Here is a 25,756-nt window from a genome sequence, read left to right as displayed (position 1 = left end):
CCTCACTTTACAACTTTCTCGATAAAATTCTGAATAGAAGATAGGCCATCTGGCGTTCCAATACTTTCTGGATGATACTGCAAGCCATAAAGCGGCAAGGTTTTGTGTTGAATCCCCATAATGGCTTGGTCATCTGTCGAACGAGCTGTCACTTCAAACTCTTCTGGCATCTCTTCAATTAAAATACTGTGGTAACGCATGACTGGGCGATTGTCCTCGATTCCTTGATAGAGAACTGAAGGAGTCTCAAATCGAATCTGACTCTGCTTACCATGCATGACTTTTGGAGCCAATCCCAACTTGCCACCAAAGACTTCTGCGATGGCTTGGTGTCCCAAACAAATCCCTAGAATCGGTTTCTTACCTGCAAAATCACGAATCATTTCTTCCATCTTCCCAGCATCAGCTGGCCAACCTGGACCAGGAGAAAAGACCAGTCCATCTGCCTTTGTAGCTTCTTCATAAAGGGTTGGATCATCATTTCTTAAAACCTGAACTTCTGCGAAATTCCCAATGTATTGAGCCAAGTTATAGGTAAATGAATCATAATTATCAATCAATAAAATCATGGTCTTAGTTCTCCCATTCTAGTCATAGATTTAGCTTTATTAATCGTTTCTTGGTATTCGTTTTGAGCGATAGAATCATAAACAATTCCTGCTCCAGCCTGCACATAGGCTGTTTTATTTTTTAGAATCATGGTTCGAATTGCAATGGCGAAGTCCATATCTCCAGTTGCTGAAAGGTAACCGATAGCTCCTGCATAGACGCCTCGCTTCTCTGTTTCTAATTTATAGATGCGTTTCATGGCCCTAATTTTTGGTGCCCCCGATACTGTTCCTGCCGGAAGAGTCGCTTTCAAGGCATCCATGGCAGTCAGTTCTGGTAACAAACGTCCTTTTACTACGCTAGTCAAATGCATGACATAGCGGAAAAGTTCCACTTCCATATACTTTGTTACTTGGACACTTGCTGTTTCAGCAATTCGACCGATATCATTGCGTCCTAGGTCCACTAGCATTCGGTGTTCTGCCGTCTCCTTTTCATCAGAAAGTAGATCTGTCGCCAAAGCCTTGTCTTCTTCATCCGTAGCCCCTCTTGGTCGCGTACCGGCAATCGGATTGGTTGTTACAATGCCATTTTTAACAGAAACCAAACTTTCAGGACTAGCACCGATGATTTGATAATCTCCAAAATCGTAGAAATAGAGGTAATTCGATGGATTGGTCACGCGAAGATTTCTGTAGAAGTCAAAAGGATTTCCGGTTACCTCTGCGGAGAAGCGCTGGCTAAGCACGCATTGGAACATGTCTCCATTGCGAATCAAGTCGCGAGCTGTTTCTACCATTTCTTCAAATTTATGAGGTGCAATATGTGGTCTAAACTGAAGTGGAGAAACGTCCAAATCTTCAAATTCATTTGGAGCAGGGATTTTTAACTCCTCTAAAACTTGATCCAAAGCCGCTTCTAGTTCTTCATTGCTTCGATCACTGTAAAGAGTATCCTCGATGATATGAATTTTTTCTTTCTTGTGGTCAAATACCATATAACTCTCGTAAACAAAGAAATGCATATCTGGTGTCCCAATCGTATCCTCAGGAAGCTGACCAATTTCTTCATAGAGAGAAATCATGTCGTAACCAACAAAGCCGATGGTTCCACCACCAAAAGGTAGGTCTGAATGGTGCTGGCTCTTATAAGTCACCTCATAAAGGAAATCCAAGGGGTCACGATCAATCACCTGCCCATTTTGATATAGGTCTCCATTTTCGAACTTAATCTCAAAAACTGGATTATAAGCCAAAATAGAAAATCGAGCATTTTCCTTTTCTCTTGGGATACTTTCAAGTATAACCTTGTGTTGTCCATTTAAGCGCATATAAGCCAAGATTGGTGATAAAACATCTCCATGAATGATTCGTTCCATTGTAATTTCCCTTTCAGTTCCTTATTTTATGGTCTTTAGTGTTAATTTTTTATCTTTTTTCTATTTCCCTTAAATAGTGCGGACGGGAGCAACTTTCTCCGAAATTTCATCCCTAATTTTTGAGCCATATGTCTCAAAAATTCCGTCCTAGAGAAGCAGCTTTGCTTCTCTAGGATACCACTATGGCGGGAAATAGCGGTTCAATGCTCACTTCGCTCGCAAATATTTTATAGAAATCTATCTAGTGATGAAGCATAATTTAAAACTGATAGCCATATCTACGAAAAATATATAAAAATCCCCACGCAAAATAACTTGCGTGAGGACGAAATTCGCGGTGCCACCTCAATTATAGGATTTCTCCTATCTCTCATTCCTGTCTCAGATAGCTCCTGTAACAGGTTGTGCGATAAAGGGCACTCCCTTGAGAATCATGTTTTCTTCTCTCATTTTCAGATGGACCCAACCTTACAGCTTACTCTGCTTGTTTTCAGCAACCACAAGCTCTCTGAGAGAGAAACAGCTATAATTTTTCCATCTTTTATTTTTTAGCTTCAAGGTAGTCTGCAATGGCAGCTACGTCCTTGTCTCCACGACCAGAGACATTGATGATGATAATCTCATCTTTACTTAGTTTTGGTGCGCGTTTGACTGCTTCAGCGATAGCATGTGAGCTTTCAATAGCAGGGATGATTCCTTCTGTCTTGCTAAGTAAAAGTAAAGCTTGAACTGCTTCTTCGTCTGTCGCTGCTACATATTCTACTCGACCAGAATCTTTAAAGAAGGCATGTTCTGGACCAACCCCTGGATAGTCCAAACCTGCTGAGATAGAGTAAACTGGCGCGAGCTCTCCATCTTCCTTAAAAACTGCATAAGTCTTCATTCCATCAACGATACCAACACTACCCTTGGTCATTGTTGCCGCGTGTTTGTCAGTATCTAAACCGTGACCAGCAGCTTCTACCCCAACCAATTTAACTTCTTCATCAGCTACATACTGTGAAAAAGCACCGATTGCGTTAGAACCACCACCTACACAGGCAATAACGTAGTCTGGCAGACGTCCTTCTTTTTCCAAGATTTGACGACGAGATTCTTCACTAATCACTTTTTGGAATTCATGAACAATCGTTGGATAAGGGTGAGGTCCTACAGCAGATCCTAAAACGTAGAAGGCTTCAAGATCATTCATCCATGCTCCAAAGGCTGCATCTACCGCATCTTTGAGGGTACGAGTACCAGTTTCAACTGCGTGAACAGTTGCTCCCATCATCTCCATACGGAAGACGTTGAGACGTTGACGTTCCACATCTTCTGCCCCCATGTAGACATCACAAGCCATACCAAATTTAGCTGCAGCTGCAGCTGTCGCAACACCATGCTGACCAGCTCCTGTCTCTGCAATCACACGTTTTTTACCCATGCGTTTAGCAAGAAGGATTTGTCCAAGGACATTGTTAAGTTTGTGTGACCCAAGGTGGTTAAGATCTTCACGTTTGAGATAAATCTTAGCCCCACCTAGATAATCCGTCAAACTTTCTGCAAAATAGAGCGGAGTATCACGACCTGAATAATCTTTCAAGTAATGACGATATTCTGCCAAAAATTCTGGATCGTCCTTGTATTTATCAAAAGTCACTTCCAACTCATCTAATAAAGCCTGAATTGGTTCTGGTACAAAACTACCACCAAATTGTCCGAAATATCCTTTTGTTGTCATAAGATTCCTCTTTTCTACTGTTTTCAAGATAAGAAAAAGCCCACACACGGAATCTATTTCCATGTGAGGGCGTTCGTAACGCGGTACCACCTCAATTGTAAAGAGAATATCCCCCTTACATCTCTGCCTTGTCTAACAACAAGTTGCACTGTAAGGTGTGCCTACCGAATTTTCATTGTTTCAAATTCACTTTTAAAATCAGCCCAATTTCACTAGTTCCAACCACCTGTTCACAGTAACCACAGGCTCCCTGAAGATTAAAAATAATTACTTTTCTGATTTGTTGAGTTAATTATATGTTATTGTTTTTTCTTTGTCAACCGTTTTCACTAATTTTTTACTAATTTTTTTAATTATTTTTGTGAAGCACTTAGAACTTCATCAGAAACTTTGACAAAAGTCTCAATGATATATTCTACTTCTTCATCCGTTAATTTCGTGTGAAGTGGCAGTGTAATTTCGTTTACAAAGAAGGCATAAGCCTTTGGATAATCTGCCATATCGAAACCAAGATTCTTATAGGCTGTCAAAAGCGGAAGCGGTTTGTAATGAACATTACTTGCAATTCCTGCCTTGGCCAATTCTTGAATGATTTGATTACGTTGTTCGAGACTAGCACCTTCTACATGGGTGATGTAGAGGTGACGACAAGATTCAACTGCATCTGTCTCATGCGCCAATGGATGGATACGAGTTCCCGCAAATCCACGGTCATAGCGAGTCACGATTTCTTTACGACGTTGAAGCAATCCAGGATAACGATCTAGCTGAACCAAACCAAGTGAAGCCATGATATCTGTCATATTACACTTGTAGGCAGGAGTTACGATATCGTATTCCCATGAGCCTAGTTGCATCTTGGCAAGAGCATCTTTTGTTTGACCATGAAGGGAAAGGATTTGGAATTCTTTATACATTTCTTCATCATCAATCGCTGGATTTGCTTTCCAGGTCGCACTTCCTCCCTCAGCAGTTGTGAAGTTCTTAACCGCGTGGAAAGAGAATGATGTGAAGTCAGCGATTGAACCAGCTGCTTGTCCTTTATAGGTTGATCCCAAAGCGTGGGCGCTATCAGATACAATCACAATACGGTTAAAGACCTTTTGCCACTTGCTAGTAGCTGTAAAGAGGTCACGTTTCTTCTCAACAACTTGGAACAAACGGTCATAGTCACAGATAATCCCTGCAAGTTCAACTGGGATGATAACCTTTGTCTTCTCAGTAATTGCTTGCTCAAGCTTGTCATAGTCCATTTCAAAGGTATCATCTTGGATATCAACCATCACTGGTGTCGCACCTACGTGAGTGATGACGCTACATGAAGCTGTGTAGGTCATAGCTGGAACGATAACTTCATCACCAGGACCCACTTCAAGCACGCGCAAGATTAATTCAAGGGCTGCTGTTGCAGAGTTGAGGCAGACTGTCTTAGGTGTCTGAGTATAGGCAGATAGACGACGCTCCAATTCTTTTGTCTTTGGACCTGTTGTGATCCAACCAGAGCGGAGGGTATCTGCTACTTCAGCAATTTCTGCTTCTGTAATATCGGGTGGTGAAAATGGAATATTGTAATTTGGCATTGATTTACTCCTTTTACTGTATTCACTCTTGTGATTACTTATTTTAAAACTTCAAATACAGTCTGGAACATGATCTTGATATCCCCGAAGAAATTAAAATCACGTAGGTAGGCTAGATTATAGTGCATCTTTTCTGGAAGGACTCTTTCGACATAAGCTTGGTCGACCGACATACCTTTTGCAGTCATTTGACTGATAATGGCATCCTCGTCCTTATAGTTAATGCTGGCAAGCGATGTAATCCCTGCTGGCAAGAGCAAGGTAGCCATCATTTCAGGGCTGTACTGCTCAGTATAGCGTGGTACTTCTGGACGAGTTCCCACAAAGGACATCTCTCCTTTGAGAACATTGACCAATTGTGGAAGTTCATCCAAACGAACACGGCGAATGAAATTTCCAACTTTAGTGATGCGGCTGTCATTGGCAGAAGTTACTAGACTTCCTTTCTTATCCGCATCCGTCACCATGGTCCGGAATTTCCAAATCTTGAAATGTCGGTTGTACTGGGTTACCCGCACCTGCTTGTAAATAACTGGACCTTTGCTATCTAGCTTGATCCAAATGCTTAGAATTAGAAATAAGGGGGAGGTCAATATTAACAAGACTACGGCTAGAAACAAATCTAGACAACGCTTGAAAATCAGTGAGCCTTTTCTTCTAGACACAAGCTGGTAGTATGGTTTTACCTCGCTTAATTGCATTTCTTGAGGTAGTTCATCCCATTTCAGCATGCACATTCTCCTCTGTTTTTTATATATAATCTTTATTAACATTCTACATTATACCACAAAATGAAAGAGGCAGTGCAAGAAATCTGTGTTTTAAAGGAATTCTTCCTTAGGATAGAGCTCCTGCTTGTAAACTATACATCTTGTGATAGGTACCTCCCAGGGCTAAAAGTTCCTCGTGTGTGCCGCTCTCGATAATTCGTCCCTTGTCTAGAACATAGATACAGTTAGCATCCTGAATGGTAGAAAGACGATGGGCGATGGCAATGGTCGTCCGGCCCTGTCTCATCTTGGCTAGGGAATTTTGGACCAAGGCTTCTGTTTCAGAGTCAATATTAGCTGTCGCTTCATCCAAAATCAGAATTTTCGGTTGACTGGCAACAGTTCTAGCAAAGGCAAGTAGTTGACGTTGTCCAGTAGAGAAACTCGAACCACGCTCAGATACAGGGGCATCATAGCCTAATGAAAGATCCCGAATGAAAGAATCTGCATCGACAAATTCTGCCGCAACCTTAACCTGGTCATCGCTGATATCTTGGTACATAGCGATATTGGACTTGATGGTCCCATGATAGAGGAAAGGTTCCTGTAGAACCAGACCGATATTTTTTCTCAATTCCTCTTGGCTATACTTACGAATATCCACTCCATCTAGGAGAACTCGACCAGACTGAAATTCATAAAAGCGCATGAGAACATTAATGATAGAAGATTTCCCAGAGCCAGTATGCCCGACAAAGGCGATGGTTTCACCTTTATTAACCGTAAAAGAAATATCATCGAGAATCTGGTGTTTTCCATCATAAGAGAAGGACACATGTTCAAAACGGATATTTCCTTCTCTAATCTCCGCTTGTGCATTTTCTTGGGCCGGTTCATAGTTGGATTCATCGATGAGTGCAAAGACACGACCTGCTGAAACCATGGATGTTTGAAGGGTAGAAAAGTTCTGTGTCACCTCGATGAGGGGATCAAAGAGACGATTGATATACTGGATAAAGGCATACATGGTTCCTGCCGTGATTCCTAGATAAAGACCGCGATAGCCAAAGTAAGCCATCAACACCGCATATCCCAACAGCTTCAGTAAACTCATAGCCGGACGTAAAAAGAGGGAGTCCAAGGCTACTGAACGATTAGCATAGACTAGGTGTTCCTGGTTTATCTCATCAAACTCTTCTTGCAGGCGTTTTTCTTGATTAAAGGCTTGGATAATACGAATCCCTTCGATATTTTCTGCCAGCTTACTGTTAATATCTGACAGTAGACTTCTGGTTTTTTCAATGACCTTGACAGATTTTTTACGGTAGAGATTGACCAAAAGGAAAATCAAGGGTAGAAAGAGCAATACTAAAGTTGTCAGACGATAGTCCAAAACGAGCATGGTATAAAGGGTTGTCACAAAGATAAAGACCGCCGAGATAAAGCTAGATAAGATTCCCGAAAACATATCACTGATAGTTTCGGTGTCATTTGTCAAACGAGAGACAATAGAACCTGCAGGCGTTTTATCAAAGTAAGACATGCCTAGCTTCTCCATATTGGCAAAGGCATCACGTCGAATATCTCTAACGATGCTGTAGGACACGCGCGCAAAGAGTATGTTCCCTACATATTGGACAATGGTTTGAAGAATGTAGAGACCATAGTAAACTAGCAGAACTGTAATAGCAAGCTGATTAAGGTTGTTTAGATACTGGTCGATAAAGTGCGAAGCTACCAAGGGGATGATACTCTTGATAACAGTCGTCGTAAGGAGAAAGGCGAGTGCTAAAAAGGTTAGGAGACCATAGGGCTTGAGATAGGACAACAAGCGTTTCAATACAGCCCATTGTGCTTGTTTATTGCGCATCTTCTTCTCCTTTCATTTCTAATTGTTGTGACTGGTAGGTTTGTGCGTACCAACCATCCAAGGCTAGTAAGTCTTCATGTCTGCCTCGTTCAATGATGCGGCCATTTTGCATAACCAAAATCAAATCCGCATGGACAACTGCACTGAGTCGATGGGCAGTGATAATGGTTGTCTTGTCCTTGCGAGTTTCCTTGAGATTATCGATAATAGCGAACTCTGTTTTGGCATCTACCGCCGATAAGGAATCATCTAAAATCAAGATATCAGGATTTAGAATCATAGCCCGACTCATAGCCAGACGTTGCTTTTGTCCACCAGATAGACTGACACCTTTTTCACCAATAACTGTATCAAATCCCTGGGGCATGGCTTGAATATCTTGATAGACTTGAGCCAGTTTGGTTGCTTTCTCTACTTCTGAGAAAGGCAGGTCAGGATTTCCAAAGCGGATATTATCTAGGATAGAGCTGGCAAAGAGAAATTGGTCCTGTGGGACGTATCCCATCAAACTACGCAAGTCAGCTAGTCGATAGTCACGAATATCATGACCATTTAGATAAATGGCCCCTTGGTCGACATCATACTCACGTAGGAGCAACTTAATCAGAGCTGTTTTTCCTGAACCAGTCTGCCCAACCAAGCCCAAGGTTTGCCCCTTCTCGAGACTAAAATGTATATCTCTCAACGTTTCTTCGTCTTCAAAGGCAAAACGATCAATGGCATAGTCTAAGCGTCCATTTTCAATCCCGTAAAGTGGAGATTCTGGGTCTTTGACAGGTGATTCTTGAGACAAAAGACTCTCAATACGTTGGTAAGAAACTTTCCCTCTTTGAGTGATATTGAAGAGGAAACCAATAGCCATCAAAGGCCAGACCAACATATCCAAGTAAGAGATAAAGGTAACCAGATTTCCGACGGTTACTTGTCCCGCTTGCACCATAAAGGCACCGACTAAGAGAGTTAAGGCATAAGAAGAACCAACAAAGAGTAGAACCATGGGGTCAAAGAGGCTATCATATTTCATGGTTTGCAGATTCTTTTGGAAGGTCAAATCATTGACTTCCTGGAAAGATGCCAATTCATCAGACTGATAGCCAAAGGACTTGGTTACCTTGATACCTGATACAGATTCTTGAACCTTATTATTAAGTTCAGAAAAGGCTGCTTGGGATTCGCCAAAAGCCTTATGGGTCTTTCTCCCCAGACGACTAGTCCCATAGGCCATAAATGGCAAGGGCAGAATGGCAACCAAGGTCATCTGCCAAGAAATGCTAAAGAGCATAGTCAAGAGAGTCACCAAGGCTGTGATAGAGGCATCCACTGCCATCATGACACCACCACCTGCTAAACGAGTCAGAGCATTGATATCATTGGTTGCGTGAGCCATCAAATCCCCAGTCCGATAACTCTGATAAAAAGCGGGAGACATCCTTGTAAAATGTTCAAATAGTCTTGAACGCATGATTTGTCCAAGTCGGTAGGAGGTCCCTAGGATATACATACGCCAAACGTAACGCAGATAATACATCCCGAAAGCTGCCAGCAGGAGATAAAAGAGATGGAGCAGGAGGTCATCTTGTGTTAATCGTCCCGAAGTAATGGCATCGATTACGCGCCCCATGACCATAGGTGGGATGAGGTTTAGTACAGAAACCAAAACCAAAGCTACAATTCCAACTAGGTAACGGCGTTTTTCTAATTTAAAAAACCACCAGAGTTTTTGGATGATGGACATAAAATTCCTTTCTAATAACAAATGGAAACCTGAGGCGACTGCCTCAGGTTTTTCCTATTCATAGGTGATGATACTAACTTAAACTTTGTCATATTTAGCGATAAAGATACTCAAAGGAGTAACATTTCATTTATTTTCAATCCTTTACATAAATCATTCTTTATTATAAAGGATTGACCTGGATTTTTCAAACTATACGCTGGGGAATTGCTTCTTTTTCTGGTATAATATTGTCTATAATCTGAATGAAAAGGTACACACTATGAAACTAATCTCATGGAATATTGATTCCCTCAATGCAGCGTTGACGAGTGACTCTGCGCGTGCGAAATTATCACAAGATGTCCTCCAAACCTTGGTAGCCGAAGATGCCGATATTATCGCTATCCAAGAAACCAAGCTTTCAGCTACAGGGCCTACTAAAAAACACCTCGAGGTGTTAGAAGAACTCTTCCCTGGATATGAAAATACTTGGCGTTCCTCTCAAGAACCTGCTCGTAAAGGCTATGCTGGAACTATGTTCCTCTACAAGAAAGAACTAACTCCAAGCATCAGCTTTCCAGAAATCGGTGCACCTTCTACCATGGACTCTGAAGGACGTATCATTACTTTAGAATTTGATACATTTTTCGTGACTCAAGTTTACACACCAAACGCTGGAGATGGGCTCAAACGTTTGGAAGAACGTCAAGTCTGGGATGTCAAATATGCAGAGTACTTGGCTCAACTAGACAAGCAAAAACCTGTCCTAGCAACCGGAGACTACAACGTTGCCCACAAGGAAATTGACCTTGCTAACCCCGCCAGCAACCGCCGTTCACCAGGATTTACAGACGAAGAACGTGAAGGATTTACAAACCTTTTAGCCAAAGGATTTACAGATACCTTCCGCCATATCCATGGCGATGTGCCAGAACGCTATACTTGGTGGGCACAACGCAGCAAGACTTCAAAAATCAACAACACAGGCTGGAGAATCGACTACTGGCTCACAAGTAACCGTGTAGCAGACAAGATTACCAAGTCAGACATGATTGACTCCGGTGCCCGTCAAGACCATACACCGATTGTCATGGAGATTGATTTCTAAGGAGAAAACGAATGGACTATCAAGCTGTCATCCCTGAATTTGTCGTATCGGATATCGAGAAATCGCGTCACTTCTACTGCGACTTATTGGGATTCTCTGTCGAATACGAGCGTCCAGAGGAAAAATTTCTCTTCCTTTCGCTTGAAGACTGCCAACTTATGCTAGAAGAAGGCAACGCAGAAGAATTATCCCAACTGACTTATCCTTTCGGGCGTGGTGTCAATATCTCCTTTGGCATCAAGGATGTCCCTAGACTCCATCAGAAAGTAATCGAGTCTAACTATCCTATTCATCGTCCATTGACCAAAAGAGAATTTCGTGTTGATGAACAATATATCTATCCCCATGAATTTGCAGTTTTAGATCCAGATGGCTATTTTTTAAGATTTAGTGAATAGTATAACACAGCACTAGAGTGGAAAAGTAATAAAAAAAGAGGCATATGCCTCTTTTTTTGTTTCCTATATCCTCACCTGTCTATCTTCAGATCGTTGTCCTGTGACAAACATGGTGAAGGTTGCCTTGCAGACATTTCGGCCATCTTGGTTAATGATGTCAACATCGACGACACAAGTGGTCCGTCCTTGGTGGACACATTCTCCTTTGATAGTGAGAACATCCCCTAGATTTCCAGCTTTCAGATAGTTGATGGAAGACTGGAGTGTCACCCCGTCTAATCCTAGCGAAATCACCACAAGACCACTGATTTGGTCACAAAGGGTAAATAGATAGCCTCCATGGGCATTCCCATAGTAGTTGAGTGAGGAGTCCACTACTTTTGTTGTCACCACCACGTGACCGTCTCTCATTTTTTCAATTTCGTAATTTTCAAAGGCAGATATAGCGTCAAAGTGAAAATCTTTCATACGTTCCTCCTGATATTTCAAACGACACTATGATACTACTTTTCAAGACTCTACGCAAGAGACAAGCACTTATTCGGGCAAAATACCAACCAGCTCCACAAAGCGCATAAAGGCAGCTTGTCCTTCTTCTGTTTGCTTGTAAACTCCTGCATCTTCCAAAACTCGAGCAAAGATTTTTCCAACAGATTCTTGGACGATATTAAGAGCTTGGTCTTTGTCAGTCAATCCAGGATGGGATTCTTTCAACTCATTTGCCCATTCTTGGTGATAATCTGCTACGGAAACATCCTTTCCTACTAGGTAAGCCGCTACCTGCTCCACTTCTTCCTTCAAGCGTGGTGGCAAGATTGCCAAGCCCATAACCTCTATCAAGCCGATATTTTCCTTCTTGATATGTTGAACATCCTTATGGGGATGATAGATACCATCTGGATGCTCTGGAGATGTTTGATTGTCCCGCAAGACCAAATCTAACTCAAACTGCCCATCTCGCTTACGGGCTATCGGTGTGATAGTGTGATGTGGTGTTCTATTACTTTCTGCCAAGACCTGTACACTTGGGTCAGAATATTGACGCCAAGCCAGTAAGATTTTATCCGCTAGTTCTGTCAAATCCTCTTTAGAATCTGAAGTTAGTCGAATGACGGACATAGGCCATTGAACAATCCCTGCTTTAACAGTTTTAAAACCTGCAAAGGTAAAGCTTTTCTGAATAGGAGCCACTTCCATTGGGAAAACATGACGACCACCTTGATAATGATCGTGGGTCAGGATGGAACCACCCACGATTGGTAAATCAGCATTCGAACCAGCAAAGTAGCCTGGAAATTGCTCCACAATTGCTAACAAACGTTCAAAACTTAGGCGACTAATAGCCATAGGACGATGCTTGCTGTCTAGGAAAATACAGTGCTCATTAAAGTAAGCGTAAGGCGAATACTGGAAGCCCCACTCCTGCCCAGAAATATCAAAACGAATAATGCGATGGTTGCTTCTAGCTGGATGGTTGACACGACCATGGTAACCTTCATTTTCCATACAGAGCTGACATTGAGGATAGTTACTCGACTTGACCAACTTAGCTGCCGCTATCTCTTTTGGATCCTTTTCAGGCTTAGAGAGATTGATGGTAATCTCTAATTCACCGTAGTCAGACGGAACACGATAAGCAATATTCTTTGCGATAGCCTTTAGTTTGATGTAGTCATTCTTCTGACTGAGTTGGTAGAAGTTCGCAATCGCCTGCTCTGGTGACTGGGCATAGGTATCCCAAAAGTCACGATTAAGCTGACTTGGACAAGGGGTTACCAAGTCTATGAGGTCAGCGCCTAGTATCTCACGCGCAGCCTGACTATCTTCAATTGTTTCCAATCGAACGGCTTCCTCGACAAGATGGTCTTTGAGATCAATCAAGTTGTCCTGATCAGTCTCAACGTCAAAAATTCCTTCACCAACCAAAGCCAAGACACGATTAGTCAGATAAATCCGATCCAACTCTTCAAAGGTACTTTCTGCAATGACTTTGGTAACAAATGTTTCTACTAAGGTCACTAGAAAACCTCCTTTTGACTAATCAAGAACGCGAGTTCCACCTGCAACTTCAGCGATATAGAAGCTTGGAGCGTATCCAACGACTTCCTCGTAGTGCTTGCCAACAGCTTCCTTAAAGGCCTCAACAGCATCCTTTTGAACCAAGGCAATGGCACAACCACCAAAACCTGCTCCTGTCATACGAGCACCGAGAACACCTTCTTGAGCCCAAGCTGTATGAACAAGGGTATCTAATTCCAAGCCAGTTACTTCGTAGTCATGCTCAAGTGAAACATGAGAAGCATTCATCAAACGACCAAACTTGTCTAAATCTCCTGCTTGAAGAGCCGCTTGCGCTTTAAGCGTACGTTGGTTTTCAAGAACTGCATGACGCGCACGTTTCAAACGATTTTCGTCTTTGATGAGGTAACTATATTCATCAAAAGCCCACTCATCCAATTCACCCAAGGTTTGAATGTCCAAGGCCACTTGGAGTTCTTCTACTGCTTTTTCACATTCAGCACGACGTTCATTGTACTTAGAATCCGCAAGTTCACGTCGTTTGTTAGTGTTCATGATAACAACAACATTGTCCTTCAAATCAAGGGGAACCAAGTCATATTCTAAACTATTTGTATCCAGATAAATGGCACGTTGGTCTGCCCCCATACCGATAGCAAATTGGTCCATGATACCAGAATTAACCCCAATAAAGTTGTTCTCTGTCAATTTTCCGATTTTTACTAAATCTAAACGGTCCAATTTTAGGTCAAAGAGGTATTCTGCCACGACACCAGTCAAAAGCTCCAAAGATGCAGAAGAAGACAAACCTGCACCATTTGGGATATTTCCAAATACATAGAAATCAAAACCTTTATCAATCACATGGCCAGCTTCTTGCAAGAAATGAAGAACACCTTTTGGATAGTTAGTCCAGTTGTGCTCTTTCTCAAATTTAAGGTCAGCTAGAGGAACTTCGATAATTCCTTTATCCTCAAAGTTTGCTGAGTAAAAACGCAACACTTGGTCATCTCGCTTGCGTGCAGCTCCGTAAGTTCCTAATGAAATAGCTGCTGGGAAAACATGCCCACCGTTGTAGTCAGTATGCTCCCCAATCAAGTTGATACGGCCTGGTGAAAAGAAGGTTTGATCAGCTTCTTGACCAAAAACAGCAAGAAAGTCCTTGCGAAGTGCATCAGCAGTAAGATGTTGTGTCATATGAATTCTCCTTTGACGAATTGTTAGGTAAAAAAACTTAACCTGTAATCGTTTTCTTCTATTGTACCCAAGGGTTTTACTTTGGTCAACATTTTTACCTATATTTTACTAAACTATAGGTAAAAAGCAACAAAAATATGCTATAATAACCTAAAAAGGAGGGGAATTATGGCTACACTCAAAGATATCGCTCAGCTAGCCTCTGTCTCGATCGCAACTGTATCCCGCGTTCTCAATCGCGATCAGAGCCTATCTGTTACAGAAGAAACTCGACATCGTATCTTAACCGTCGCAGAAGAACTAGGGTATACAAAACATCTCAAAACATGCGAAAGTCATAAACTCAAACAAAAAATTGCTATCATCCAGTGGGTGAGCGAACAAGGAGAATTAGAGGATCTCTACTACTACCAGATCCGTCTTGGAATTGAAAAAAGAGCTCAAGAATTAGATTACGACATCTTGCGCTATTTTAATGACCAGCCTTTTACGCTTAGCGAAGAAGTCATTGGGATTCTTTGTATCGGGAAATTTAGCCAAGCACAGATTGCCTCGTTTGAAGAATATCACAAACCTCTAGTTTTCCTTGACAGTGATACGATTGCCCTTGGTCATACCTGTGTCATTACGGATTTCTATAATGCGGTTAGACAGGTGGTTGATTACTTTACAGATCATGGGCTTAAAAAGATTGGTATCCTATCCGGTCTTGAAACTACTACTGACCATGAAGAAGTTATCTCAGATAAACGCTTAGATTACTTTAAATCCTATACACAAGAAAAGGGAATTTATAACGAGAAATTCATTTTCCAAGGGCTATTTACTGCCCAATCTGGATACGACTTGATGAAAGAGGCTATCGAAAAATTAGGAGATAACCTTCCACAAGCCTTTTTTGCAGCTAGTGATAGTTTGGCAATCGGTGCTCTTCGCGCTCTTCAAGAAGCCAGCATAAGCATACCAGAGCGCGTCAGCATTATTTCCTTTAACGATACTATTCTAACCAAGCAAGTGTTCCCTCCACTTTCCAGTATTACCGTCTACACCGAAGAAATGGGACGCACAGGAATGGATATTTTGAACAGAGAAGTCCTTCACGGCCGTAAAATTCCAAGTCTGACCATGCTAGGAACCAAACTAACTCTCAGAGAAAGTACCTTGCATTAAGCACAACAACTGAACATAAAAAAAACCTAATAGAGATTCTCAAATCTCTATTAGGTTTTTCTTTTTATACTCAATGAAAATCAAAGAGCAAACTAGGAAGCTAGCCGCAGGTTGCTCAAAGCACTGCTTTGAGGTTGTAGATAAGACTGACGAAGTCAGCTCAAAACACTGTTTTGAGGTTGCAGATAGAGCTGACGTGGTTTGAAGAGATTTTCGAAGAGTATTAATCCATCACAATCATAGACTTAATGGTCTTACGTTCATCCATAGCCTTATATGCTTTGTCAATATCTTTCAGTTTATAGCTTGAAGTAAAGACACGGCCTGGATTGATCTCACCATCAAGGACAGCTTTAAGCAAGAATTGCTTATCGTATGTTGTCGCAGAAGCTGCTCCACCTGCAACAGAGATATTTTGCATAAAGGTTGAACCAAGAGCACGATTCTTATAATGTGGAACTCCTACAAATCCCATGCGACCGCCATTATGAAGGACACCCAGTGCTTGCTCAACAGCCGCTTCAGTACCGACGCACTCAAGAGCGGCGTCTGCTCCACCACCGAGAATTTCTCGCACCTTGGCAATGCCTTCTTCTCCTCGTTCAGCTACAACAGCTGTCGCTCCTGATTCCAAGGCCATTTTTTGACGATCTTCGTGACGACTCATGAGGATAATTTGTGAAGCGCCACGCATTTTAGCTGCGATGACAGCACATTGCCCAACAGCCCCATCGCCAATAACGACAACTTTATCCCCTGGTTTCACATCTGCCACACGCGCTGCATGATAGCCTGTCGGCATGACATCAGCTAGAGTCAAGAGAGATTTAAGCATCCCTTCTGTGTAGTCAGACGGTTGTCCAGGGATTTTAACAAGTGCCCAATTGGCATAGTGGAAGCGGAGGTATTCAGCTTGGAAATTCCCTCCTAGGTTATTTCCGATATGATTGTCACAAGAACCATCAAATCCTGCACGACAGGCATCACACTCCCCACAACCATGAGTAAATGGTACAATCACAAAATCACCGGGCTTGACCGTTGTAATGGCTTCTCCAGTTTCTTCAACGATTCCAATCGCTTCGTGTCCACTATTTTTATGACCCGCTTTGATATCTGGATTACGATAGCTCCAAAGGTCTGAACCACAAACGCAAGCACGAACTACACGGATAATAACATCATCTGATTCTTGAATACTTGGACGCTTGACTTCTTCAATACCAATCTGACCTGCCTTAGTATAAACTGCTGATTTCATAAAATTTCCTCTCTGTATCTAACTACCTTTAGTATACACTTTTTAGCAAACTTTCGCTCATTTATACTACGTCTCATTAATGATGATGATGTTCATGACTTTTATCTACTTCCAACTCTTCGACCTTTCGCTTATGGGCTTGGTGAGTTTCTAGGTCTGCATCAACCTCAATGGTGATATTTTGGAAACCACAATCTTTGAGTAGGGTTCGAATCGATTCCTTGCAAAGCTCCATCTGTTCAATTTCTTTTAGACAAACATGGACAATAGCATTTTTCTCCAAACCATCCATGGTCCAGAGATTGAGCTGATTGATACTAGCTATGTGGTCCAGTTGCTCCAAATCACTCTTTACTTGATGGATATCCACTCCTTCTGGCACAGCATCCAAGAAAATCTTGAGAGTAGACCAAAAACGTGGAATAGCCTTTAACAGAATGAAGAAGGAAATGACAAGAGATAAGAGCGGATCCAGAATATACCAGTCGGTAAATCGCAGAACAATGGCCATTAGGATGACGGCCACCCAACCCAAAGTATCTTCCAGAAAATGAAGACTCAGAATAGACTCATTCTTGGTTTTTCCTTTACGAACTACTAGACTTGCCAGCACATTAATGCTAACAGCAATGATTCCTAACCATAAGATTCCCTCATCGTTGACCGGTTGTGGATTAAAGAGTTTCGTTATATTTTCTAAAATAACGAGAACAGACCCTGTTATTAGAATCACAGCCGTTACCATGGCCCCCAAGAGGCTAAAGCGCTTATAGCCCAAGGTATAGTGGCTGTCTTCTTCACGATTAGAGACTGTTTCTAGAAAGGCTGATACCCCAATTGCGATTGCATCTCCCAAGTCATGAACGGAGTCAGCAAGCACAGCACTAGAACCAAAAATCCCTCCTGCGATAAACTCAATAATGGCATAACTCAAATTTAAGAAAAAAGCTAACCAAACAGCACCTTTCGTTGACATTTTCCCATCCTCCTTTGGTATAATTGTAGTATAATTATTTCCTTTACTAGTATTATCTCTTACTCCGAAAAGAAAGGATAGGGGCAAACTGTTTACTTTGTAAGTTAATGAACAGTTTGTTCAAAGTGTCCATATGACTGCTCAAGATCGTCGCATTACCAAGACTCGAAAAGCTATTTATACTGCTTTTTTACAATTACTAAATCAAAAAAATTTTGAATCCATCACTGTTCAGGAGATTATTGACCTAGCAGATGTCGGTCGTTCCACCTTCTACAGTCACTATGAGAGCAAGGAATTACTCCTAGACGAGCTCTGCCGTTATCTCTTTCATCATCTTTTTGAACGTGAGGAAAATATAACTACAAATGCTTACTTGACACATATCTTTTCACATTTTAAGAAAAATCAGGACCACGTCACCAGTCTTCTTTTCTCTAAAAACGACTACTTCCTCCGTCAATTGCAGAAAGAATTGGAACACCATGTTTATCCTATGGTCGCAGAGGACTTGCAAGTTTCCTATCCTAATATTCCTGCTTCTTATCTCAAACACTATGTTGTAACTAACTTTATCGAAACATTGACCTGGTGGCTGAAAAAGGGGAAATCTTACACGGAGGATCAAGTAGTGAGATTTTACTTAGACGTCATGGGGATGAAGTAGCAAACACAACTATAGATTTCATATCCACTCAAAAGAAAAATACCTGTCAACATTCTATCATTCAAATATTCCATTCACCATGAATATTTTGCCTCTACTTTCTATTTAGTAATCTGATCAAATTATGATTTTTTAAGCAAGTACATTAACTAAAAAAATTCTAAGACAAGGAGCCTTAGAATTTTTTTATCGTAACCAACTTTCGTCTAACTGGCCTTTACTTTTGCTAAAAGCTTTCCCATGTTCATCAATAACAGCATGAATCTCTTGGCATTGTTTGAGAGTGAGTCCTTCCAATACATTACAATAAACAGCATGCATTTCATTATAGGTATCAAAATTTCCAAATCCTAATCGTCGAAAAAGTCTTCTAGCATATTCGTCCGAAATAAAAACTGAACGATCAAAAAGATATAGTAAAAGTGCATCTGCAGTCTCTGGTCCAATCCCTTTTAACTCCAAAAGTTGCTTCCGTAAATCTTCTGTTCCAATCCTAGCAAGAACCTCAAAACCACCATTTTCTCTTAGCCAGATTAGAAGTCCCCTAATCGTTTGAGACTTTTGCTTAAAAAATCCAGCAGGTCGAATACGTTCCTGTAAATCTTCTAGTGATAACCCTAGGATACCCTCTACTGTCATGACATCCATAAGACCAGCTAAAGCCAACTTAGCATTTTTCTCAGATGTTCGCTGGATAAGAATAGTCGATACCAGATCTTCAAGCTTGTTATCCGATTGCCACCAATTTTGTTCTCCATAGTGCTTACAGAGTCGCAAAAGAGTCTCTTGTATTTCTTCTTGCCTCATCATTTCTTCAATAATCCCTGTTCCACCAAGAAATCATGTGCAACAGTATAAGCATCCTTACCATCAATACCAACCTGATAGTTCATCTGACTCATCTGGCTCTCGGTGATTTTACCAGCTAGTTTATTGAGGACTGCTTCCAACTCAGGATGTTTTTCGAGTAATTTAGCTTTCATCAGTGGAGCGCCTTGGTATGGAGGGAAGAGTTGTTTATCATCCTCCAAAACCACTAAATCATAACGAGCAATTTCAGCATCTGTCGAGTAAGCATCTGTAATTTGAATGTCCCCTGACTGGATGGCTTGGTAGCGAAGGGCTGGCTCCATGGTTGCCACATTGAGATTCAATCCATAAACAGACTGCAAGCCCTTGTTTCCATCCTCACGATCGTTAAACTCTAGAGTGAATCCTGCCTTGAGCTGTCCTTCCACTTTTTTCAAGTCTGAAATCGTCTTAAGTCCATATTCTTGCGCAATTTTTTTGGGAACTGCTATAGCATAAGTGTTTTGATAAGCCATGGGTTTAAGAAAGGCTAGTTGATCCTGTTTGGCAATGCCATCACGAGCCACCTCGTAAACCTTTTCTGGGTCATGCCCAATTTGTGGAGATGGTTGGAGGAGACTCTCTGTCACTGTTCCAGAAAATTCTGGATAGATATCGATATCACCCTTTTTCAGCGCTTGATAAAGGAAATCTGTCTTCCCAAAGTTAGGCTTGACCGTCACCGTCATATCCGTATTTTCCTCAATGAGAAGCTTGTACATATTCATGAGAATTTCAGGCTCAGGCCCCAATTTCCCAGCTATGACTAGATTTTCTTTTTCTGTCTGAGGAATCATGCTTGGAGCATAACTAACTCCCAAACCAAGGAGCATCACCGCAAAGGCTGCAACAATCGTACGCAACTTTGCCTTTTCCAACCATTTGAGAATGACATTGAAAAGAATGGCCAAGATAGCCGATGAAATAGCCCCGATTAAAATCAGACTAGCATTCCGACGATCAATTCCCAAAAGGATAAAGGATCCCAATCCTCCAGCTCCAACAAGAGCGGCTAAAGTCGCTGTCCCAATGATCATAACGGTTGCTGTACGAACCCCCGATACAATGACGGGCATGGCCAGTGGAATTTCAAACTTCTTAAGTCGCTCCCACTTGGTCATCCCAAAAGCAATCCCTGCCTCCTCAAGACTAGGATCAATACCATTCAGGGCTGTGATTGTATTTTCTAAAATCGGGAAAATAGCGTAAATGACAAGGGCTGTGAGAGCTGGTAAGGTTCCAATCCCCATGAAAGGAATAAAGAGCCCCAACAAGGCCATTGAAGGAATGGTCTGAAAAATACCCGCAACTTGCAGCACCCAGGTCGCTGCTTTTTTATGACCATTTAGATAAACCGCAAGTGGGATGGTCAGAAAAATAGCAACCAATAAGGTCAAAAGCGATAATTGTAAGTGTTGACCCAGAGCTGTTACCCATTCACTAAATCGCTCCTGAAAGGTTGAAATGAAATTAGACATGAAGGCTACCTCCAAACAAGTTCGCTACAAAGTCTGTCGCAGGCGCTTGTAAAATTGTTTCAGGTTCTGCGACCTGGCGAATTTCTCCATCTTGTAAAACTGCAATTCGATCCCCTAATTTTAAAGCCTCATCCGTATCATGAGTAACGAAGATGGTAGTCATGCCGAATTCTTTGTGCAAATCTTTGGTAAGAGCCTGCAACTGCTTGCGAGAAATGGCATCGAGAGCAGAGAAAGGCTCATCCATCAGCAAGATTTTTGGTTCCCCAATGATAGCCCGCACAATCCCAATCCGCTGTTGCTCCCCACCAGATAACTCACTAGGTATGCGCTTTGCATACTCTGCAGCAGGCAGACCCACCTTGTCCAAGAGTTCTTCTGTTTTAGAGGAGATTTGTTCCTTGCTCCAACCCTTCATCTCAGGAATCAATGCTATATTTTCAGCAACTGTTAAATTTGGAAATAGGGCAATAGCTTGAAGGACATAGCCGGTACTGAGACGTAACTCCCGTTCGTCATAGTCTTTGATGCGTTTCCCATCCATATAGATATTACCATCCGTTGGCTCCAAGAGACGGTTAATCATCTTGATCATGGTGGTCTTACCAGATCCTGAAGGACCCACTAGCACCATGAATTCTCCATTTTCAATGCGGAGATTGACATCTTTTAAAATGTTTTTATCCGTGTAGCGCAAGGCTACATGTTTGTATTCAATCATGTTCTTCCTCAATAAGTTTTCTGTCTCTAATAATATCCAATAGGCTGCTTGCTGGATGCCCTAAGACTTTTTCGATATCTGTTGAAACCCCAGCCTGTTCGCCAGCTTTAATCGCTGTATAGGTGCTGACCCAGGCATCGTACTCCCAAGTTTGTGCTGGCCATTTTTCCCGTGACTCATAGGCTTCTTCTACTGATTCATCTACATACATGATGGCCTTACCGGTCTCCTTTGAGAGAAGCGCTACGATTTTTTTCATAGAAAGATTCTCAGGCCCTGTCAGATTCAAGCTTTGATTTTCCCACTCCTTAGGATTTAAAAGAATCTTTGCTGCAACCCTAGATGTATCCTTACGGGCAACAGCTGACACAAGGCCACTGCTAGCCGGACCACGAATCTCTCCATTTTCAAGCGCCATATCAATCAGAAAGTCCAAGTAAAAATTATCTCTCAAAAAAGTGTAGGTGAACCCTAACTCCTTGATATAGGCTTCCGTCTGGGCATGATCTCGAGACAAGGTAAAAGTTGCCTTCTCATCTGCCCCATAAAAGGAGGTATAAACAATATGCTGCACCCCTGCTAGTTTTGCAGCATCTAAAAACTCCTTGTGCTCCTTGACACGCTCTGGATTTTCCCGAGCAGATACCATCAACAAGGTATCGATACCCTTTAAGGCCTCAACCACCTCTGGAGTATTGGCATACACCATCTTACGAATTTCCGCTGACGCGTAGACTTTTGCACGTTCTGGGCTTCTTGCCAGATGGATAGAAGCAATTCTTTGCTGATCGACAAGATCAGCCACATAAGAGCCTAATTTCCCTGTTACACCTGTTATTCCAATCATAACTGTTACTTCCTTTCCCTACATATCATTTTCTTTAGCTTTTAGATTGGAGATAATTCGCTCTTGATAAGCTTCAAATTCTTGGATTTCTTGATCCGAAAAGCTTTGGTAGAAAATTTCACCCAATTCTTTACTAACACGGTCTCCAATTTCTTTTTGCGCCCAACCGAGGTCTGTCAAAGAGATATATTTTTTCCTTTTATCTTGTGTGCAAGGTTGAATCGTGACCAAGCCTTGTTCTTCCAATTTCTTAACCATACTGGTCAATGTATTATTGGCTAGACCCGTCGCAAGAGCGATATCGGTCGCTGTAGCGCACCCTGACTCTTGCTTCCACAAAATCGTTAAAATTTTTCCCTGTTCACTTCTGTATTGAGCATCTGGTTCATTGCTCAAGAGTTTTTGAAAGATACGCCCGTTTAACAATCGAATCTGTAGAGCTTGGTAGCCTCCTAACATCTTGTCCATTTTGTCTCCTTTTTTGTTCTATATCGAACTTTTTAATTATTGTAACACCCTAAATTACATCTGTCAACTATTTCGATATGGAAATAATAAAAAACTTCCTACCAAAAAGTAGAAAGTCAGCATTTTTATAAAATTAAACATACATCACATATGAAGCATTCCTCTTAAAGAAATTACTATGGACTAGATAAGGATCATACTTAGAATTTTGACTAGAAACCAAACATAAAGGAATGATAAAAATTTTTATAAAATATAGTAAACAAAAGAATAAGAAAAGACTAAAACTAAGAGTTTTTAACTCAGGAAAGTAAAGATAACAGACAATTGATGTATTCAATAGAATATTAAATCCCCTAGCAAAACTAGCTGATAAGATATTCGTCTTGATCTGAGGATTAAAAAGTTTGACAAGAAACAAGGCTAATAAAGAAGTATTATAGATACAAATTGGCTTGTAATCATGACGATAGAGAACTAAAAACAAGAACAAAGAATGCTATAGCGGATTGAACTTAGAGTAATACAATATAGATTCTAAAACATTTTTAGCAGCCTTGGTGTACTGTTCTAGATTCATTCTACTATATTTTCCGTATAAAAGCAGACGAATGTCTACTAGGAATGTTGAGGTTTAGCAGACTATTGGGAATGATGATGCTATAGATTCCTTATCTCAAATACTGCCGTATGAATCCACTCGTTATTCATTTGAAAGTCATTTTCTATGATTTTACTAAAGGTGAAACCATTTTTTAAAAGCACTATCTGAGAGGCCTGATTGTCCCTTGCCGTCCCTGCGATAATCTTATGTAAACCATAAGTAGTAAAGGCCTTTTCTAAAACGAGTTTAACTGCTTCGCTTGCATAACCTAAATTGGTAACATTTTCTCCAATCCTATATCCAAGTTCTGCTATTTTTTATCCTTCCCTAAAACACTTAAATTGATTCTTCCAACCATAATGCCTTGTGCGTCTCTAATAAGATGCATGTAGACATCATGATTCTCTTGTTCCCTTAACAATTCCCTTGTAATTTCTTTAAAACCTTCTAAGTCAAAATAGTGAGCTGGTCTAGGAGGTAAACTTCGCTCAAAATACTCCCGATTTTCTTTTTCAAAAGAATAGATATCTATACTATTGTCTTCAGACATCAGCTCTAAACTTATCATTGTAAACCATCTCCTATCATTCTCTAAACTCAAATTTACTCATGTTCACACAAAGTGACATTTACAAAATTTAAAGAGATATCTTTATTTTTTTCATATCGTATCTACATTGTAACACAAGATACTATGAAGAAAAATAATATCCATCAAGGTCCTCATAAATTCCAACATCTTACTAAACAGGCTGGAAGGCCTATGGAAGCTATTTCGGAGGCACTAACACGCAGCGATTCAAGTACAACTCGAATTTATGTCAATGCTCCTGGCAGAACAAATGCATCGCTTATCCTACCATTTAGTCACCGCTCAAACTTTAACTTGACATCTAGAAATTCCAATCGTGGTTTAGCATATTTCAAAGTAAGATGAAGTTTTCAAGGGTGCGACCAGTTATCTTTGTAAAACCATTTAATAAAAGTCACTCGTCCAGAAGGGCACTGGCTTATAGTCTTTTAAAGACTGAGAAAGTTCTCTATTCCCAAATTCAATCTCAAAATAATCGTATAAGTCTTTGCCATAATAAATAATATCTAAATCCACTACTGATAAAATCGGCATCTCCTGATTCTCATAACTAGGGAGAAAACGATGCCCATATAAGGGGATTAGTCGAGGTGCTGCTTCTAACATTTTCCTGATTTGAATATTTCTGTCCAAGAGTGTAGTTGGCTCGCTCCCCCAAGAGGCATCCCACACCAGTTCATCCAAACTTTCCAAAATTCCATCATAGGGAGCAACTAGGCTCCGTTTTATATGTTCTATATTTTCAGCTGAGAAATTTCTCCAGTTATAAAAACCTTCTGAAATAGGCAACAATTGTTGATAAACTGCCAGCCACTGCTCAGGAAATTCAATTCCATAGATTGTCTCGACTTTTTGTATTTCTTCATCACTTAGACCTGGTTCCAAAGAAATGCCATTCTCGAGCAATAGCGTCTTAATCCTATCGATTTTCAAAAGATCTCCAACCATTTCCTCTCCTCCTATTCACTCCCTATTTTATGGAGATTAGAGCACATGTCACTTCTTAGCTAAACTAAAATGACTTCAAAAAATCAACCAACCCATCATGTAATTGTATATTCTCATTTAAAACTTCCTTGCTCTCTTTATCAGATAGCTCCAAGTTCATATTACGATAGCCATCCAACAATTCCATCGTCAAAACCAAAGTATCATAACTGACATTAAAGAGCAGTTCTTCTTTAGTTAAATCACTTTGATGGAGATTCATATTTACAGCTTGTTCCTGGATGATTTTTAGTTCTTGTAAAAATATTGCTTGCTGATCTGTCATACTTCATCTAGTCTTTCTATTTTTATTAGGGGTATATTGAACTTCCTTATCGCATAAGCTGGAGATTCAAGTTATCAAATTTTTCTCTTTGACAAATGAAGATTGTTTCTTTATAAGATAAATTTCCTGAATAATTCTGGAATTCCACTTACTTGTGTAAATAGAGTCTTTACAGCAAAATTATTATCGTAAAAAACGACTTCTTGAAAGACATTATCCATTCTCCACTCGATATCTGTATAGAGAATATCATTATTTTCGACACTAACTATTTCAAACCAACCTATTGTCACTCCATAAAAAATAATCTCTTCCAATATCTGAGTTGAATATCCTTTATTTTTAATAAAAAACGAAAATAAAGTCGAAATAATAGCATCTTCTTCAGCTATCGAGAGTAAGAATTCTCTTAAATCTTCAAAAGTCATTTTATTTACCTCCAGTCGAAGGAATTCTGCCTTCACTTGCAGATAATCTTGTTTTAAATAAACTCAACTACAAGGTTCATCCTAGCACCAAGTCACTATCGCTCAACTACTAACAATCTCCTTTGAGGATTCAAACAAGGTATTGATTTCAAAACTGAGTCCCTATCTAATCAGAT

General features: G+C 40.8%; 24 protein-coding genes, 1 pseudogene and 2 other annotated features. Of the genes and pseudogenes, 4 read left to right on the top strand and 21 right to left on the bottom strand.

Annotated features, from left to right (window positions below; all coding sequences use genetic code 11):
* Positions 1-2: 2 nt before the first annotated feature.
* From QM406_RS04710 to QM406_RS04680, 7 genes are all read right to left on the bottom strand, one after another.
* Entirely contained in the window at positions 3-569 is a 567-nt protein-coding gene (locus QM406_RS04710) for an aminodeoxychorismate/anthranilate synthase component II (protein ID WP_414273552.1), read from the bottom strand.
* Complete coding sequence (gene trpE, locus QM406_RS04705; RefSeq protein WP_414273551.1) at positions 566-1,927, bottom strand: anthranilate synthase component I; 1,362 nt, start codon at positions 1,925-1,927, stop codon at positions 566-568. The genes QM406_RS04710 and trpE overlap by 4 nt, the downstream gene beginning before the upstream one ends.
* Positions 1,928-2,245: 318 nt before the next feature.
* Positions 2,246-2,478 (bottom strand) — a binding site (T-box leader).
* Positions 2,469-3,647 carry a tryptophan synthase subunit beta gene (gene trpB, locus QM406_RS04700; RefSeq protein ID WP_414273550.1) on the bottom strand — a complete coding sequence of 393 codons (1,179 nt, stop codon included), beginning with the start codon at positions 3,645-3,647 and terminating at the stop codon, positions 2,469-2,471. (Overlaps the previous feature by 10 nt.)
* Positions 3,648-3,709: 62 nt before the next feature.
* Positions 3,710-3,940 (bottom strand) — a binding site (T-box leader).
* A gap of 60 nt (positions 3,941-4,000) precedes the next feature.
* A complete protein-coding gene (locus tag QM406_RS04695; RefSeq protein ID WP_414273549.1) occupies positions 4,001-5,227 on the bottom strand; it encodes a DegT/DnrJ/EryC1/StrS family aminotransferase in 1,227 nt (408 codons plus the stop codon).
* 38 nt (positions 5,228-5,265) lie between these two features.
* Complete coding sequence (locus QM406_RS04690) at positions 5,266-5,958, bottom strand: sugar transferase (RefSeq protein WP_301559471.1); 693 nt, start codon at positions 5,956-5,958, stop codon at positions 5,266-5,268.
* A 106-nt stretch (positions 5,959-6,064) separates the two neighbouring features.
* On the bottom strand, positions 6,065-7,807 hold the full coding sequence (locus QM406_RS04685; RefSeq protein WP_414273548.1) for an ABC transporter ATP-binding protein: 1,743 nt from the start codon (positions 7,805-7,807) through the stop codon (positions 6,065-6,067).
* The gene (locus QM406_RS04680; protein WP_414273547.1) at positions 7,797-9,542 is read right to left on the bottom strand and encodes an ABC transporter ATP-binding protein; all 1,746 of its coding nucleotides are present in this window, start codon (positions 9,540-9,542) and stop codon (positions 7,797-7,799) included. Before QM406_RS04680 ends, QM406_RS04685 begins: the two co-directional genes overlap by 11 nt.
* A gap of 262 nt (positions 9,543-9,804) precedes the next feature.
* Here QM406_RS04680 and QM406_RS04675 point away from each other — a divergent pair, with 262 nt between their 5' ends.
* Complete coding sequence (locus QM406_RS04675) at positions 9,805-10,632, top strand: exodeoxyribonuclease III (protein WP_414273546.1); 828 nt, start codon at positions 9,805-9,807, stop codon at positions 10,630-10,632.
* 11 nt (positions 10,633-10,643) lie between these two features.
* Positions 10,644-11,030: a bleomycin resistance protein gene (locus QM406_RS04670; RefSeq protein WP_049548163.1), complete on the top strand. Its 387-nt coding sequence runs from the start codon at positions 10,644-10,646 to the stop codon at positions 11,028-11,030.
* Positions 11,031-11,093: 63 nt separating this feature from the next.
* Here QM406_RS04670 and QM406_RS04665 read toward each other — a convergent pair whose 3' ends face one another.
* From QM406_RS04665 to QM406_RS04655, 3 genes are all read right to left on the bottom strand, one after another.
* Positions 11,094-11,498 (bottom strand): PaaI family thioesterase, encoded by a 405-nt coding sequence (locus tag QM406_RS04665; protein ID WP_006152721.1) that lies wholly within the window; start codon positions 11,496-11,498, stop codon positions 11,094-11,096.
* Between the two features lie 69 nt (positions 11,499-11,567).
* On the bottom strand, positions 11,568-13,049 hold the full coding sequence (locus QM406_RS04660; protein WP_414273545.1) for a UDP-glucose--hexose-1-phosphate uridylyltransferase: 1,482 nt from the start codon (positions 13,047-13,049) through the stop codon (positions 11,568-11,570).
* 18 nt (positions 13,050-13,067) lie between these two features.
* A complete protein-coding gene (locus tag QM406_RS04655) occupies positions 13,068-14,246 on the bottom strand; it encodes a galactokinase (protein WP_281335686.1) in 1,179 nt (392 codons plus the stop codon).
* Between the two features lie 168 nt (positions 14,247-14,414).
* Here QM406_RS04655 and QM406_RS04650 point away from each other — a divergent pair, with 168 nt between their 5' ends.
* Positions 14,415-15,416 (top strand): LacI family DNA-binding transcriptional regulator, encoded by a 1,002-nt coding sequence (locus QM406_RS04650; RefSeq protein ID WP_414273544.1) that lies wholly within the window; start codon positions 14,415-14,417, stop codon positions 15,414-15,416.
* A gap of 223 nt (positions 15,417-15,639) precedes the next feature.
* Here QM406_RS04650 and QM406_RS04645 read toward each other — a convergent pair whose 3' ends face one another.
* Together QM406_RS04645 and QM406_RS04640 are read right to left on the bottom strand one after the other, a co-directional pair.
* A complete protein-coding gene (locus QM406_RS04645; protein WP_315639821.1) occupies positions 15,640-16,677 on the bottom strand; it encodes a zinc-binding dehydrogenase in 1,038 nt (345 codons plus the stop codon).
* A 76-nt stretch (positions 16,678-16,753) separates the two neighbouring features.
* Positions 16,754-17,653, bottom strand: a complete 900-nt coding sequence (locus QM406_RS04640) for a cation diffusion facilitator family transporter (protein ID WP_315639822.1) — start codon at positions 17,651-17,653, stop codon at positions 16,754-16,756.
* Between the two features lie 133 nt (positions 17,654-17,786).
* On the opposite strand from QM406_RS04640, the gene QM406_RS04635 reads away from it, so the two are divergent.
* A complete protein-coding gene (locus QM406_RS04635; RefSeq protein WP_075231491.1) occupies positions 17,787-18,320 on the top strand; it encodes a TetR/AcrR family transcriptional regulator in 534 nt (177 codons plus the stop codon).
* Between the two features lie 186 nt (positions 18,321-18,506).
* Here QM406_RS04635 and QM406_RS04630 read toward each other — a convergent pair whose 3' ends face one another.
* From QM406_RS04630 to QM406_RS04590, 9 genes and pseudogenes are all read right to left on the bottom strand, one after another.
* Positions 18,507-19,130 carry an endonuclease III domain-containing protein gene (locus tag QM406_RS04630; RefSeq protein WP_075231492.1) on the bottom strand — a complete coding sequence of 208 codons (624 nt, stop codon included), beginning with the start codon at positions 19,128-19,130 and terminating at the stop codon, positions 18,507-18,509.
* Positions 19,127-20,647, bottom strand: a complete 1,521-nt coding sequence (locus QM406_RS04625) for an ABC transporter permease/substrate-binding protein (protein ID WP_075231493.1) — start codon at positions 20,645-20,647, stop codon at positions 19,127-19,129. The genes QM406_RS04630 and QM406_RS04625 overlap by 4 nt, the downstream gene beginning before the upstream one ends.
* Positions 20,640-21,368 (bottom strand): ABC transporter ATP-binding protein, encoded by a 729-nt coding sequence (locus tag QM406_RS04620; protein ID WP_075231494.1) that lies wholly within the window; start codon positions 21,366-21,368, stop codon positions 20,640-20,642. The genes QM406_RS04625 and QM406_RS04620 overlap by 8 nt, the downstream gene beginning before the upstream one ends.
* Positions 21,361-22,215 carry an SDR family oxidoreductase gene (locus tag QM406_RS04615; protein WP_414273543.1) on the bottom strand — a complete coding sequence of 285 codons (855 nt, stop codon included), beginning with the start codon at positions 22,213-22,215 and terminating at the stop codon, positions 21,361-21,363. The genes QM406_RS04620 and QM406_RS04615 overlap by 8 nt, the downstream gene beginning before the upstream one ends.
* Before the next feature lie 18 nt (positions 22,216-22,233).
* The gene (locus QM406_RS04610; RefSeq protein ID WP_414273542.1) at positions 22,234-22,683 is read right to left on the bottom strand and encodes a MarR family winged helix-turn-helix transcriptional regulator; all 450 of its coding nucleotides are present in this window, start codon (positions 22,681-22,683) and stop codon (positions 22,234-22,236) included.
* A 660-nt stretch (positions 22,684-23,343) separates the two neighbouring features.
* Positions 23,344-23,855, bottom strand: a pseudogene (locus tag QM406_RS04605) (GNAT family N-acetyltransferase).
* 408 nt (positions 23,856-24,263) lie between these two features.
* On the bottom strand, positions 24,264-24,827 hold the full coding sequence (locus QM406_RS04600) for a hypothetical protein (protein ID WP_075231498.1): 564 nt from the start codon (positions 24,825-24,827) through the stop codon (positions 24,264-24,266).
* 64 nt (positions 24,828-24,891) lie between these two features.
* A complete protein-coding gene (locus QM406_RS04595; RefSeq protein ID WP_281335698.1) occupies positions 24,892-25,152 on the bottom strand; it encodes a hypothetical protein in 261 nt (86 codons plus the stop codon).
* A gap of 110 nt (positions 25,153-25,262) precedes the next feature.
* Entirely contained in the window at positions 25,263-25,580 is a 318-nt protein-coding gene (locus tag QM406_RS04590) for a hypothetical protein (RefSeq protein ID WP_414273541.1), read from the bottom strand.
* Between the last annotated feature and the right edge of the window lie 176 nt (positions 25,581-25,756).

The organism is Streptococcus infantis (genome assembly GCF_047465035.1).
GTDB lineage: Bacteria > Bacillota > Bacilli > Lactobacillales > Streptococcaceae > Streptococcus > Streptococcus infantis_T.
Note: the sequence above shows the minus strand (reverse complement) of the source record. Positions and strands in the feature narration are given on the sequence as shown.